11 protein-coding genes are annotated in these 13,310 nt (G+C 56.7%); 1 reads left to right on the top strand and 10 read right to left on the bottom strand.

Features of this window, described 5'->3' with window-relative positions; translation table 11 throughout:
• Nucleotides 1–192 precede the first annotated feature (192 nt).
• The gene (locus KAJ71_RS02710) at nucleotides 193–1,065 is read left to right on the top strand and encodes a LysR family transcriptional regulator (RefSeq protein WP_248944273.1); all 873 of its coding nucleotides are present in this window, start codon (nucleotides 193–195) and stop codon (nucleotides 1,063–1,065) included.
• Between the two features lie 57 nt (nucleotides 1,066–1,122).
• Here the strand turns inward: KAJ71_RS02710 and nuoN are convergent, their stop codons facing one another.
• The 10 genes from nuoN to nuoE all read right to left on the bottom strand — a co-directional run bounded on the left by nuoN (nucleotide 1,123) and on the right by nuoE (nucleotide 13,310).
• On the bottom strand, nucleotides 1,123–2,580 hold the full coding sequence (gene nuoN / locus KAJ71_RS02705) for an NADH-quinone oxidoreductase subunit NuoN (protein WP_248944272.1): 1,458 nt from the start codon (nucleotides 2,578–2,580) through the stop codon (nucleotides 1,123–1,125).
• A 6-nt stretch (nucleotides 2,581–2,586) separates the two neighbouring features.
• Nucleotides 2,587–4,116, bottom strand: coding sequence for an NADH-quinone oxidoreductase subunit M (nuoM, locus tag KAJ71_RS02700; RefSeq protein WP_248944271.1), 1,530 nt, complete (start codon nucleotides 4,114–4,116; stop codon nucleotides 2,587–2,589).
• Nucleotides 4,117–4,326: 210 nt separating this feature from the next.
• The gene (gene nuoL, locus KAJ71_RS02695; protein WP_248944270.1) at nucleotides 4,327–6,174 is read right to left on the bottom strand and encodes an NADH-quinone oxidoreductase subunit L; all 1,848 of its coding nucleotides are present in this window, start codon (nucleotides 6,172–6,174) and stop codon (nucleotides 4,327–4,329) included.
• Entirely contained in the window at nucleotides 6,171–6,473 is a 303-nt protein-coding gene (gene nuoK / locus KAJ71_RS02690) for an NADH-quinone oxidoreductase subunit NuoK (RefSeq protein WP_248944269.1), read from the bottom strand. Before nuoK ends, nuoL begins: the two co-directional genes overlap by 4 nt.
• The gene (gene nuoJ / locus KAJ71_RS02685) at nucleotides 6,470–7,030 is read right to left on the bottom strand and encodes an NADH-quinone oxidoreductase subunit J (protein ID WP_248944268.1); all 561 of its coding nucleotides are present in this window, start codon (nucleotides 7,028–7,030) and stop codon (nucleotides 6,470–6,472) included. Before nuoJ ends, nuoK begins: the two co-directional genes overlap by 4 nt.
• Before the next feature lie 13 nt (nucleotides 7,031–7,043).
• Nucleotides 7,044–7,586 (bottom strand): NADH-quinone oxidoreductase subunit NuoI, encoded by a 543-nt coding sequence (nuoI, locus tag KAJ71_RS02680; protein WP_161739400.1) that lies wholly within the window; start codon nucleotides 7,584–7,586, stop codon nucleotides 7,044–7,046.
• A 14-nt stretch (nucleotides 7,587–7,600) separates the two neighbouring features.
• A complete protein-coding gene (gene nuoH, locus KAJ71_RS02675; protein WP_021805990.1) occupies nucleotides 7,601–8,578 on the bottom strand; it encodes an NADH-quinone oxidoreductase subunit NuoH in 978 nt (325 codons plus the stop codon).
• Nucleotides 8,575–11,310 carry an NADH-quinone oxidoreductase subunit NuoG gene (gene nuoG, locus KAJ71_RS02670; protein ID WP_248944267.1) on the bottom strand — a complete coding sequence of 912 codons (2,736 nt, stop codon included), beginning with the start codon at nucleotides 11,308–11,310 and terminating at the stop codon, nucleotides 8,575–8,577. The genes nuoH and nuoG overlap by 4 nt, the downstream gene beginning before the upstream one ends.
• Nucleotides 11,311–11,409: 99 nt before the next feature.
• The gene (gene nuoF, locus KAJ71_RS02665) at nucleotides 11,410–12,762 is read right to left on the bottom strand and encodes an NADH-quinone oxidoreductase subunit NuoF (RefSeq protein ID WP_248944266.1); all 1,353 of its coding nucleotides are present in this window, start codon (nucleotides 12,760–12,762) and stop codon (nucleotides 11,410–11,412) included.
• Nucleotides 12,759–13,310, bottom strand: a complete 552-nt coding sequence (gene nuoE, locus KAJ71_RS02660; protein WP_021178523.1) for an NADH-quinone oxidoreductase subunit NuoE — start codon at nucleotides 13,308–13,310, stop codon at nucleotides 12,759–12,761. The genes nuoF and nuoE overlap by 4 nt, the downstream gene beginning before the upstream one ends.

Genomic DNA, 13,310 nt, shown 5'->3' with positions numbered 1-13,310 from the left:
TTAACCGTCAGAAATGAGCTAGTGGCATCGGCCAAGAATACCAGCATTTTCGCGCAATATGCATCGCCTGCTACAAATAAGCTTGCTCTACAACCTCACGTGGATGCATTTACCTGACGGTTACCAGATAATAACAATCTCAGCCGCCGCTGGCGGTCAAAATAGATCGGATGCCACCAAGGACACTGCACAATGAATTGGGATGATGCACGCTTCTTCCTGGCGGTGGCACGCTGCGGTACGTTACGCAAAGCCGCCCATGAACTTCACGTCGATCAAGCCACCGTTGGGCGGCGGATCACCGCTTTCGAACAGGCGTTGGGTTCAAAACTGTTTATCCGCACGCCAAAATCCTTCTCACTCAGCCCACTGGGTGAAGCCATGCTGGCAGAAGTGCTGGCGATGGAAAATTCGGTACAGGCTATCGGTCGTAAAGCCAGCAGTGGCGATCAAAGCCTGGCGGGTGAGGTGCGCATTGCCACCACCGATACCTTGGCCGAGGCCTTTGTGATCCCGGCGCTGAATCGGCTGCGCGAGAAATACCCGCATATCACCATCACGCTACTGACGGCGCTCAATATCTCCGACATCTCTTATCGCGGGGCCGATCTGGCTATCCGTGGCGCTCGCCCTGAATCTGATGAACTGGTCATCAAACGTCTGGCAACCATTGAGATGGGGTTATATGCCACGCAAGGCTACCTGGATCAACACGGAACGCCGGGTAAAGGCGACCATCTACGTGGCCACGATTTGCTGATGTTCCCGCGCGAACTGGTGCCGCGCCACTGGGACAACTTCGGCGGAGAGGCGTTGAATGAGCCAAACGTAGTGCTGCAATGCAACTCACAGCTGTTACTGCGTTCGGCAACGCGCAACGGGTTGGGCATCGGCCTGCTCTCTTGCTTCCTGGCCGATAGCGATCCCGATCTGGTGCGTATCCTCCCGGAGAATCAGGACTGGGTAGATATCTGGCTGGTGTTACATCCGGATCTGCAACACACAGCAAGAATACGCGCGGTAGTGCAAGAACTGGAAGTCTCGTTTAACAACGGCTCGCTCTAACCCACAAATAAACAAGGGCCGCCATTTGGCGACCCTTGTTGTCTAGCTCGAGTTCAATCAGAACATCGGCTGTGCCATCTGCACCAACGTAATCAGCGGTTGCGGGTAGATACCCAGCAACAGCACCAACGCGGCAGAGATCAGCACCACCACACCACCGGCGGTCAATGCCCAGTTGTTTGGCGTATCGCGAACCAGCGTTTCCGGCGCACTGAGGAACAGGCTGACGGTCACACGCAGGTAGTAGTACAAACCTATCGCACTACCCAGCACCACGGCACCGGTCAACCACCACAGGTGAGCACTGACGCCCATCGCAATCACGAAGAACTTACCGATAAAGCCCAGCGTCATCGGGATACCGGCCAGGGACAGCATCATCACCGTCATGACTGCTGACAGGATTGGCTTGTGCCAGAACAGGCCACGATAGGAGAACAGCGAGTCGGCATCCGGGCCACGGTACGGGCTGGACATCAGGCTAACCACACCGAAGGCACCCAGACTGCTGAACAGGTAACCCGCCAGATAAACCCCGGCGGTTTCCAGCGACAGCTGGTGGGTTTGCACCGCAACCAGCGCGACCAGCAGGTAGCCCAGGTGTGCGATCGAGGAGTAACCCAGCAGTCGCTTGATGTTGGTCTGGCTGATCGCCATCAGGTTACCGAACAGGATCGAGCAGACGGCGATGATCGACAACACCATCCGCAGCGCTTCGTTGTCGGTAGCCGGTGCGTACAGGAACAGACGCATCACGACGGCGAAGATCGCAATCTTGCTGGCGGTAGCCAGGAAGGTTGAGACCGGCGCAGGCGCCCCTTGATACACATCCGGCGTCCACAGTTGGAAAGGTACCAGGGAAAGTTTGAAGCCCAGACCGACGATCATCATGCCCATGCCTGCCAGGATCAGCGGCTGATGCATCATGTTCTCCTGCATGCTCTTGCCCAGGCCTGCCAGTGACAGGTCACCGGATTCGGCATACAGCAGCGCCATGCCGAACAGCAGGAAGCTGGAGGCCGCCGCAGACAGCACCATGTACTTGATGGCCGCTTCCAGCGAACGCTTCTGGCGATAGGCATACCCTATCAGACCAAACAGCGGCAGCGAGATCAGCTCAATACCCAGGAACAGTGAAGCCAGGTGGTTGGCGCTAGCCAGCAGAATGCCACCCATGGTAGCAATCAGCACCAGCAGGTAGAACTCTTCGCGGTTATCCGGGTACCCCACCAGCCATGGATAGGCGAAGGTACAGGTTGCCAGACTCGCCAGCACCACCAACCCGGTATAGAACATCGAGTAACCGTCAACCCGCACCAGCGGGGTGACGTCCATTGGGCCTACCTGGCCAACAAAGTAGAGTGAAAGCAGCGCCAGGTTAAGACCGATCACTGTCAGGGTGGCGTTGATAAAGTGGTCGCGTCGCCACGCAATGCACAGCATCACAACCACCACCGTCAATCCGACGATCAACAGCGGTAACAGTGCGATCAGTTGTTGAGGAGTTATTGTCATGGCGAATTACGGCCTTGTTGTTGAAATTGCTGAAACTGACGGACCAAACCAGTGTTGCACGTTGCTCATCGCCGCACTTGAGGTATCGAGGATTGGCTGAGGATAAAAGCCCAGCAACACCAGCAGTACCACCAACAGCAGAATGATAAACAGTTCACGTGCGGTCATGCCCGGCAACGGTTGATCAGATTTCGGGGTGCCGTAGTAGGCACGCTGCATCATGATCAACGAGTAAACCGAAGCAAACACCAGACCGAAGGTAGAAATCACGGTGATCACCGGCACGACCTGGAAGCTGCCGAACAGGATCATGAATTCACCGACGAAGTTACCGGTACCCGGCATCCCCAGGGTTGCCACCGCAAAGAACAGTGACAGCGCAGGCAGGTACTTGATACGTCCCCACAGGCCACCCATCTGACGCATATCGCGAGTGTGCAGACGTTCGTACAGCTGGCCACAGATGATGAACATACCGGCGGCAGACAAACCGTGAGCGATCATCTGGATCACCGCACCCTGGTAAGCCAATTGGCTACCGGTGTAGATGGCGATCAGCACGAAGCCCATATGGGAAACGGAGGTGTAGGCGATCAGACGTTTGATATCGGTCTGCGCGAACGCCATCCAGGCACCGTAGAAGATACCAATCACACCCAGCCACATGGCGATAGGGGCAAACTCAGCGGAAGCGTTCGGGAACAGCGGCAGGCTGAAACGCAGCAGGCCGTAGGCCGCCGTCTTCAGCAAGATCCCCGCCAGGTCGACAGAACCCGCCGTTGGTGCCTGGCTGTGCGCATCCGGCAACCAGCCGTGCAATGGCACCACTGGCATTTTCACCGCAAACGCGATGAAGAAGCCCAGCATCAACAGGTATTCAACGTTATGCGACATCGGGGTTTTCAGCAGATCTTCGTAGTTGAAGGTCCACACGCCGGTCGCATTGTAGTGCACAAATACCAGGCCCAGGATCGCAATCAGCATCACCAGACCACTGGCCTGGGTGTAGATGAAGAACTTGGTAGCTGCAGTGATACGGGTTTTGCCGTCCGATGCTTTATGACCCCACAAGGCGATCAGGAAGTACATCGGCACCAGCATCATTTCCCAGAAGAAGAAGAACAGGAACAGGTCGATGGCCAGGAACACGCCGATCACGCCGCCCAGGATCCACAACAGGTTCAGATGGAAGAAGCCCTGATACTTCTGGATTTCACGCCAGGAACAGAGGATCGCCAGCACGCCCAGGAAACCGGTCAGCACCACCATCAGCAGTGACAGGCCGTCCAGCGCCAGGTGAATGCTGATGCCAAAGCGCGGGATCCACGGCAGCATAAACTCAGACTGCCACTGCGGCATGCCCTGCGGTTTTATCAACGAATAGCCCCCCTGCAACCACAGTTGCAGAGAAAGCGCCAACGTCAGCCCCATTGCGATCAACGCTATCCAGCGCGGCGCCTTAGTACCGAAACGCTCGCACTGCCAGCACAGCAGACCGCCGATAAAGGGGATAAGAATTAGCCAAGGTAATAGCATGGCGTTTTGTGTCCCTTATTTCTACCGTTGTCTTTCACGCCGTGGCGTTGTTGGCTGCGTGCGCTTACCCCTGTCACTTACTTCAGTAAGCTCCTGGGGATTCACGCACTTGCCGCCTAGCCACAACGTGAAATTCATACGGTATAAAACATTGTACATAGCACCAGATTAATAAGCGCTCTGCCCGATAAATGCTTTATAGATTATTGGTTAAACCAAAATCAACAGCGCCAATACGACCACTGCACCCACACCCATAGACGCGATATACCAGCGGATCTGACCGTTCTCACTCACCGTCAGACCACGGTTCCCCCAGCGGGAGAACAGCGCAGGCAGGTTCATCAGCGAGTTCAGTGGATCGCTTTGCAGCAGTCTGGCGATGCCCAGATATGGCTTGACGAACACTTTGTCATACAGCCAGTCGAAGCCCCAGGCATGGAACCACCAGGTCGAGAAGAAACGACCCGGAGCGCTGTTCGCGATGCTGTTTACCAGGCGACGTTGGCCCAGCCACAGCGCAGCTGCCAGCAGGATCCCAACGATAGCGACCACGCCAGAGGCGATCTCCAACGTCAGAACGCTGCCGTGTGCCAGTTCGGTAGTTTCTGGCAGTACACCCTGCAACGGCGGCACAATCATCGCGCCGACGAAGGTGGACAGCACCATCAGAACCAACAGTGGCAGGTGGTGAGTAATCCCTTTGCCAGCATGCGCTTTGATTTTCTCTTCGCCGTGGAACACGATGAAGATCATGCGGAAGGTATACAATGAGGTCATGAATGCGCCAATCAGACCGGCAATCATCAGGTTGAAGTGGCCGTTCGCCATGGCGCCCGCCAGGATTTCATCCTTACTGAAGAAGCCCGCGGTGATGATAGGCAGAGCAGACAGCGCCGCGCCCCCCACCAGGAAGCAGACATACACCAGCGGAATGCTCTTGCGCAGGCCACCCATCTTGAAAATGTTCTGCTCATGATGACAGGCCAGGATCACCGAACCGGAGGACAGGAACAGCAGCGCCTTGAAGAACGCGTGGGTCATCAGGTGGAAGATGGCCGCATCCCATGCCTGTACGCCCAGCGCCAGGAACATGTAGCCAATCTGGCTCATGGTGGAGTAGGCAAGTACGCGTTTGATGTCGGTCTGTACCAGCGCGGCGAAGCCCGCCAGCAGCAGCGTAACGCCACCAATGATACCGACCAGATTCAGCACTTCCGGCGTCATCAGGAACAGGCCATGCATACGGGCAATCAGGTAGACGCCTGCGGTCACCATGGTTGCCGCGTGGATCAATGCAGACACCGGAGTTGGGCCAGCCATCGCATCTGCCAGCCAGGTTTGCAACGGCAACTGAGCCGATTTACCCACTGCGCCACCCAGTAACATCAGGGTTGCCCAGGTCAACGCCGTATCGCCAACCGCCAGTTTCTGCGGTGCCAGCACCATCAGTTCACGGATGTTCAGCGTACCCAGCTCGTGGTACAGAATGAACAGCGCAATGGCCAGGAACACGTCGCCCACGCGGGTAACGATGAAGGCTTTCATTGCCGCCGCGCCGTTGGCCGGATCTTTGTAGTAGAAACCGATCAACAGGTAGCTGCACAGGCCCACGCCTTCCCAACCCAGGTACATCAGCAGCAAGTTGTCTGCCAGTACCAATACCACCATGCTGGCGATAAACAGGTTAGTGTAAGCGAAGAAGCGGGAGTAGCCCTCTTCACCACGCATGTACCAGGAAGCATACATGTGGATCAGGAAGCCGACACCGGTCACCACCGACAGCATGGTCAGCGACAGGCCGTCCAGCACCAGAGTGACGCCAACGTTGAAGTCGCCAACGCTCATCCAATTCCACAGGCTTTGCTCATACAGCTGCACGCCAGCGGCCTTTTGGCCCAGGAAATCAATCGCCACATATACCGTGACCAGTGCCGCCAGGCCAATCGACCCCACGCCAACGGTAGCCGCAGTGTTTTCAGACCAGCGGCCACGGGAAAATGCCAACAGCAGGAACCCGATCAGCGGTAGCAGAATAGTTAAATATAATAGGTTCATCCGCGCATCTCACTGACAGTGTCAATATTCAGGGTATGACGACGACGGTAAAGCTGCAGCAGCAACGCCAGGCCGATACTGGCCTCGGCTGCCGCCAGACTGATTGCCAGGATGTACATCACCTGCCCGTCGGTCTGGCCCCAATAACTGCCCGCCACGATAAACGCCAACGCCGCAGCGTTGATCATCACTTCCAGACTGATCAGCATAAACAGCAGGTTACGACGGATCAGCAACCCGGTCAGCCCCAGGACGAACAGGATCGCCGCCAGGATCAGCCCATGTTGAAGAGGGATCATGCTTGCTCCTCCGATTTTCTTTTCGCCATTTCGCTGCTCGCCGGGCTATTACTCAACACGTCACCCGGTTTGTGCTCACGACCAATGTGGAAGGCAACGACCAGGCCCGCCAACAGCAGCATTGAAGCCAGTTCAACCGCCAGTACGTAAGGACCAAACAGGCTGATCCCGACCGCTTTGGCATCCACCATCTCGCCGCTGATGCCCTGGTCAGACACGCTGCGGATCGCCACGATCAGTACCACCAGCAGGGCCAGTGACAACAAACCAGGGCCAATCCAGACGGCAGGCTTCAGCCAGTCGCGCTCTTGCTGCTGCACCGCGTTGCCGAGGTTGAGCATCATGACCACGAACACGAACAGCACCATAATGGCACCGGCGTAGACGATGATCTCCAGAGCACCCGCAAAGTAGGCCCCCAGTGAGAAAAAGACTGCCGAGATCGCCAGTAAAGAGACGATCAGATACAGCAGCGCATGCACAGGATTGGTATGCGAGATAACGCGAATGGTCGCGACTATCGCAATGAACCCTGCCAGATAAAAGGCAATTTCCATGCTTGCTGGCTCCTTAAGGCAACAGACCTTTGACGTCGATCGGTTTGGCTTCGTTTTCGGCTTCGCCTTTGGCTTTGCCGTCAATCGCCATACCGGCCATCCGGTAGAAGTTATATTCCGGATATTTACCCGGCCCCGAGATCAACAGTTCTTCTTTTTCGTACACCAGATCCTGGCGCTTGAACTCACCCATTTCGAAATCCGGCGTCAGCTGGATCGCGGTGGTTGGGCAAGCCTCTTCACACAGGCCGCAGAAAATGCAGCGTGAGAAGTTGATGCGGAAAAACTCTGGATACCAGCGGCCATCTTTCTGCTCTGCTTTTTGCAGGGAGATACAGCCAACCGGACAGGCAACTGCACACAGGTTACAGGCCACGCAGCGTTCTTCACCGTCCGGATCGCGCGTCAGCACGATGCGGCCACGGTAGCGCGGCGGCAGGTAAACCGGTTCTTCCGGATACATCTGGGTTTCGCGTTTGGCGAAGGCGTGTAGGCCAATCATCCAAAGGCTGCGCACCTGGGTGCCGAAACCAACCACTAACTCTTTCAATGTCATGGTTTATTCACCCCTTATTGAGCGTTGTACAAAATGACCGCGGCGGTTGCCAGCAGGTTCAGCAGCGTCAACGGCAGGCAAATTTTCCAGCCGAATGACATCACCTGGTCATAACGCGGACGCGGCAACGAAGCACGGATCAGAATGAACATCACCATGAAGAAGGCCGTTTTCAGTGCGAACCAGATGAATGGCGGCAGGAATGGGCCCTGCCAACCGCCGAAGAACAACGTCACAATCAGGGCAGACACGGTCACGATACCGATGTATTCCCCCACGAAGAACAGACCGAATTTCATGCCGGAATATTCAATGTGGTAACCGTCGGCCAGTTCCTGCTCGGCTTCCGGCTGGTCAAATGGGTGGCGGTGACATACCGCCACACCGGCAATCGCAAAGGTAATGAAACCAAAGAATTGCGGAATGACGTTCCAGATGTGCGCCTGTGATTCAACAATCGCCTGCATGTTAAACGAGTCGGCTTGCGCCACCACGCCCAACACGGACAGACCGAGAAACACTTCGTAGCTCAGGGTTTGTGCCGAAGCACGCATCGCCCCTAACAGCGAGTATTTGTTGTTACTGGACCAGCCGGCGAACAGCACGGCATACACCGCCAGGCCAGCCATCATCAGGAAGAACAGAATACCGATGTTGAGATCGGCCACCGACCAGGTCGGGCTGACCGGTACGATGGCAAAGGCCAACAGCAGCGAGGTAAACGCGATCACCGGGGCCAGCGTAAAGATCATGCGGTCGGCGAAGGTCGGAACCCAGTCTTCTTTGAAGAACATTTTGATCATGTCGGCGACCAGCTGCAGCGAACCGCCCCAGCCGACACGGTTTGGCCCGTAACGGTTCTGGAACAGGCCCAGCAGACGGCGTTCGCCGAAGCTCATAAACGCCCCGCAGGTGACCACAACCAACAGGATCACCACCGCTTTCAACACGGCGATCAGGATGTCGATCACCTCAGGTGTCAACCAGCTCATAGTGCCGCCTCCCGCAGATTTTCAACCTTCGCACCCACCAGTACCGGCGGGATCCCTGGCAAGCCGAGCGGCAAACCAACCTGGCCTTGGCTCAGGGTTTCACTCAGGCGTACCGGCAAACGCAGCGTTTGGCCCGCACAGCTGAACTCGACCAAAGCACCAGCATTGACACCAAGCTGTGCGGCGTCGGCAACGTTAACCATCACGTAAGCCTGCGGCATACGTTGCTGGATCACATCGGAACGCTGTGACATTTCGTCACTGCCAAACAGGTGGTAATACGGTGCAACACGCCAACCATCGGCTTTAAACGCCGCAGGGATCGCGGTGAAGTAACCGAGGCTGCCCTCCCCTGCTTCGATCAGACGGATACCCGGATCGCCATGGCGCAGTTTGCCGCCCACTTCGGCTTGGAACTTGTTCCATGCCTGCGGTGAGTTCCAACCTGGTGCCCAGGCAAATGGGATCTGCTGACGGTCAGCCAGCGGGCTGTTGTTCCCTTCCATCGAGAAGGCGAACATGGTGTCTTTATCCTGCGGCTGACGCGGTTCATGCACGCTGATATCGGCACGCATCGCGGTGCGGCCACTGTAGCGGTGCGGTGAACGGGCCAGTTTCTGACCACGGATGCGGAAAGTAGCATCTGGCGCAGCTTCGACAATACCTTGCAACTGCGGCAATGCGGCTACGCAGGCGGCAATCACGTCATCGAGCTGAGTCCAGTCAACCTGGCGGCTGGTGTAGGTGGAGTGCAGCGAGTGCATCCAACGCCAGCTTTCCAACATCACGCTGTAGATATTTTTCTTGGCATCATCGTAATAAGCCGGGTCGTAGACCTGGAAGAAGCGCTGTGCGCGGCCTTCCTGGCTGACCAAGGTCCCATCGCTCTCTGCAAAACTGGCTGCAGACAGGATCAGGTTGGCTTTATCCATGATGGCGGTGCGCTGGTGATCGGCAACGATCAGGTTGCTGACCTTGGCCAATGCGGCATCCACTTTGGCCGCCGGGGCGTGACGATAGAGATCGTTCTCCATCACGATGGCGGTATCAGCGGAACCACTTTCCAGTTGCACCAGTGCCTCGTCCAGCGAACCACCACCGATCATCGCCAAGCCCATGCTGTTGGCAGCGGCGGCAACGAAGGTGATGCCAACATCGGCACCGCGACCTTTCAACGCCTTGGCAATGTTGGCCGCAGCTTCGATGATAGCTGTGCTACCCGCATTGCTGCCGGTGATGATCAATGGCTTCTGCGCACCGGCCAGGGCCTGTACGATCACGTCAATTTTCTTGTTCAGATCTTCGGCCAGATCGGTCACTGCCGGTGCAGACTCATCCAGCGCGTGGGCAATGGCGAAGCCTAAACGGGCTTGCTCATCCACCGGCGCACGGTAGTTCCAGGCGGCGATGTCGTCCAGACGGGTGTTATCGACGTTAGTGACGAACAGCGGGTGTTTGGCGTGCTGCCCGATGGTTTGCACCGCCGCAATCTGCCAATCGGCAACGCGGTGTGCCGCAGCCATCGCGCGGGCTTTACCTTTCACTGCCTGGCGTACCGACAGCGCGATACGAGCGCCGGTCTGGGTCAAATCTTCACCCAATACCAACACCGCGTCGTAGCTTTCGATTTCGCGCAGGTTAGGCGTATAAACGCCGCTGTTTTTCAACACGTTGAGCATCAGGTTCAGGCGCTGCTGTTCAGCCTGGTTGATGCCGGTATAGAAGTTCTCAGCACCGACCAGTTCACGCAACGCAAAGTTGCTTTCCAGGCTGGCACGCGGTGAACCGATACCGATGGTTTTGTTGGCCTGACGCAGAATATCTGCCGCGCCCTGCATCGCCTGCTCGGCGTTCAGGGTGATCCAGTCATTGCCACGCAGTTGCTGCGGCTGGCGAGGGCGATCTTTCTGGTTCACATAGCCATAACCAAAGCGGCCGCGGTCACACAGGAAATAGTGGTTTACGCTGCCGTTGTAACGGTTTTCGATACGACGCAGCTCGCCATAACGCTCACCCGGGCTGGTGTTACAGCCGATGCTGCACTGCTGGCAGATGCTTGGGGCAAACTGCATGTCCCACTTACGGTTGTAACGCTCGGAGTGGGTTTTGTCGGTGAATACGCCGGTTGGGCACACTTCTACCAGGTTACCGGAGAACTCGCTTTCCAGCGTGCCGCTTTCCGGACGACCGAAATAGACGTTGTCGTGCGCGCCGTACACACCGAAATCGGTGCCATCCGCGTAGTCTTTGTAGTAACGCACACAACGGTAACAGGCAATACAGCGGTTCATCTCGTGCGAGATAAATGGCCCCAGTTCCTGGTTGTTGTGGGTGCGCTTACTGAAGCGATATTTACGGAAGCTGTGGCCGGTCATTACTGTCATATCTTGCAGGTGACAGTTACCGCCCTCTTCACATACCGGACAGTCGTGCGGGTGGTTGGTCATCAACCACTCGACCACGCTCTCACGGAACTGTTTGGCTTCTGCGTCATCGATGGAAATAAAGGTCCCATCGGATGCCGGTGTCATACAGGACATCACCAAACGGCCACGCGTATCGTCCGCGTTTTGGTATTGCTTTACCGCACATTGGCGGCAAGCGCCGACGCTTCCAAGCGCCGGATGCCAGCAAAAGTAAGGAATATCGAGGCCGAGAGAGAGACACGCCTGCAACAGGTTGTCGGCTCCATCTACGTCGTATTCTTTGCCGTCTACATGAATCGTAGCCATAGTCAGCATGCTTCCAAGTGGCCTGCCCATAAGGCAGGCGTTAATCAAAAATTCTGGCCGTGTTTCGGGGTGCGCTCACCGCACCCAGGCAAAGCGGGATTACCAGCGTTGCTTCAACAAGTTGTTTGGCTGAATGCCGCCAACCGCCTGGAGATTGCCCAAATACTGTGGGGAAATCCCGGCTTCAAACTCTTCACGGAAATATTTAATCGCGCTTTGCAGTGGCTCTACGGCACCTGGCGCATGGGCGCAGAAGGTTTTACCTGGGCCGAGGGAGCGGCACAGCTGCTCGAGGGTTTCGATATCCCCCGGCTGGCCTTCACCTTTTTCCAAAGCACGCAGGATCTTCACGCTCCACGGCAAGCCGTCACGGCATGGTGTACACCAGCCACAGGACTCACGGGCAAAGAACTCTTCCAGGTTACGCACCAGGGGAACCATGCCGATTTCGTGATCCACCGCCATCGCCAGCGCCGTACCTAAACGGCTGCCCGCTTTACCGATGTGCTCGAAGTCCATTGGCAGATCCAGGTGATCGGCGGTCAGGAAATCGGTACCCGCCCCGCCCGGCTGCCAGGCTTTAAATTTCAGGCCATCACGCATGCCACCGGCGTAATCTTCCAGAATTTCACGCGCGGTAGTCCCAAACGGCAGCTCCCAGACGCCTGGGTTTTTCACCCGGCCAGAGAAGCCCATCAGTTTGGTACCCGCATCGTTACTCTTACCGGCGGAGATCCCTTTGTACCAGTCCACACCATGCTCGAGGATGGCAGGCACGTTACACAGGGTCTCTACGTTGTTCACGCAGGTCGGTTTGCCCCATACGCCCACGGAAGCTGGGAATGGTGGCTTGGAGCGCGGGTTGGCACGGCGGCCTTCCAGCGAGTTGATCAGCGCCGTTTCTTCACCACAGATGTAGCGGCCAGCGCCGGTGTGGACGAACAGCTCGAAGTCAAAGCCGCTGCCCATGATATTTTTACCCAGCAGGCCTGCTTCGGTAGCTTCCGCAATCGCACGGCGCAGATGCACTGCGGCCTCGACGTATTCGCCACGCAGGAAGATGTAACCCCGGTAGGCTTTCAACGCGAATGCCGAGATCAACATACCTTCCACCAACAGGTGTGGCAGTTGCTCCATCAGCAGACGGTCTTTATAGGTGCCCGGCTCCATTTCATCGGCGTTACACAGCAGGTAACGGATGTTCATGGATTCGTCTTTCGGCATCAGGCTCCACTTCAAACCGGTGGAGAAACCTGCACCACCACGGCCTTTCAGCCCGGCATCTTTCACCAGGGTGACGATGTCGTCGGCGGCCATGCCTTTCAGCGCTTTTTCCGCGCCCTGGTAACCGTTCTTGCTGCGATATTCATCCAGCCATACCGGCTGTTGGTCATCGCGCAAGCGCCAGGTCAGCGGGTGCATTTCGGCAGTACGTTTGATATCAATCATCATTTATACCGCTCCAACAGTTCGACCGCGTTTTCTGGCGTCAGGTGAGCATGAGTATCTTCATCGATCATCATGTTCGGGCCTTTGTCGCAGTTACCCAGGCAGCAGGTCGGCAGCAAGGTGAAACGACCGTCGAAAGTCGTCTGGCCCGGCTTGATGTTGAGTTTCTTTTCCAGCGCGGCCTGAATGCCCTGGTAGCCGTTGATATGACAAACTACGCTGTCACAGTAACGGATCACGTGACGTCCTACTGGCTGGCGGAAAATCTGGCTGTAGAACGTGGCCACGCCTTCTACGTCGCTGGCTGGGATGCCCAGCACTTCAGCGATGGCATAAATCGCTCCATCCGGAACCCAGCCACGCTGCTTCTGCACGATCTTCAGTGCTTCAATGGAGGCGGCGCGTGGATCCTCGTAATGGTGCTTTTCGTGCTCGATCGCATCACGCTCTTCCGCACTCAGCACAAATGCATCAGCGCCGCTCTGAGGAGCGGCTGCATTGGTGGCCTCAAGCGCATCGTGACTCACGTGAGTGTCTTTAAGATCATGCAT

It is taken from the genome of Serratia silvae, assembly GCF_023282985.1.
GTDB lineage: Bacteria > Pseudomonadota > Gammaproteobacteria > Enterobacterales > Enterobacteriaceae > Chania > Chania silvae.
The sequence above is the reverse complement of the archived record's forward strand: the minus strand, read 5'-3'. Positions and strand labels throughout refer to the sequence as shown.

What these genes read in the sequence shown, in the direction of transcription:
- KAJ71_RS02710 (WP_248944273.1), top strand. Translation starts at nt 193, where the DNA reads ATGAATTGGGATGATGCACGCTTCTTCCTGGCGGTGGCACGCTGCGGT.
- nuoN (WP_248944272.1), bottom strand. Translation starts at nt 2,580, where the DNA reads ATGACAATAACTCCTCAACAACTGATCGCACTGTTACCGCTGTTGATC.
- nuoM (WP_248944271.1), bottom strand. Translation starts at nt 4,116, where the DNA reads ATGCTATTACCTTGGCTAATTCTTATCCCCTTTATCGGCGGTCTGCTG.
- nuoL (WP_248944270.1), bottom strand. Translation starts at nt 6,174, where the DNA reads ATGAACCTATTATATTTAACTATTCTGCTACCGCTGATCGGGTTCCTG.
- nuoK (WP_248944269.1), bottom strand. Translation starts at nt 6,473, where the DNA reads ATGATCCCTCTTCAACATGGGCTGATCCTGGCGGCGATCCTGTTCGTC.
- nuoJ (WP_248944268.1), bottom strand. Translation starts at nt 7,030, where the DNA reads ATGGAAATTGCCTTTTATCTGGCAGGGTTCATTGCGATAGTCGCGACC.
- nuoI (WP_161739400.1), bottom strand. Translation starts at nt 7,586, where the DNA reads ATGACATTGAAAGAGTTAGTGGTTGGTTTCGGCACCCAGGTGCGCAGC.
- nuoH (WP_021805990.1), bottom strand. Translation starts at nt 8,578, where the DNA reads ATGAGCTGGTTGACACCTGAGGTGATCGACATCCTGATCGCCGTGTTG.
- nuoG (WP_248944267.1), bottom strand. Translation starts at nt 11,310, where the DNA reads ATGGCTACGATTCATGTAGACGGCAAAGAATACGACGTAGATGGAGCC.
- nuoF (WP_248944266.1), bottom strand. Translation starts at nt 12,762, where the DNA reads ATGATGATTGATATCAAACGTACTGCCGAAATGCACCCGCTGACCTGG.
- nuoE (WP_021178523.1), bottom strand. Translation starts at nt 13,310, where the DNA reads ATGCATGATCTTAAAGACACTCACGTGAGTCACGATGCGCTTGAGGCC.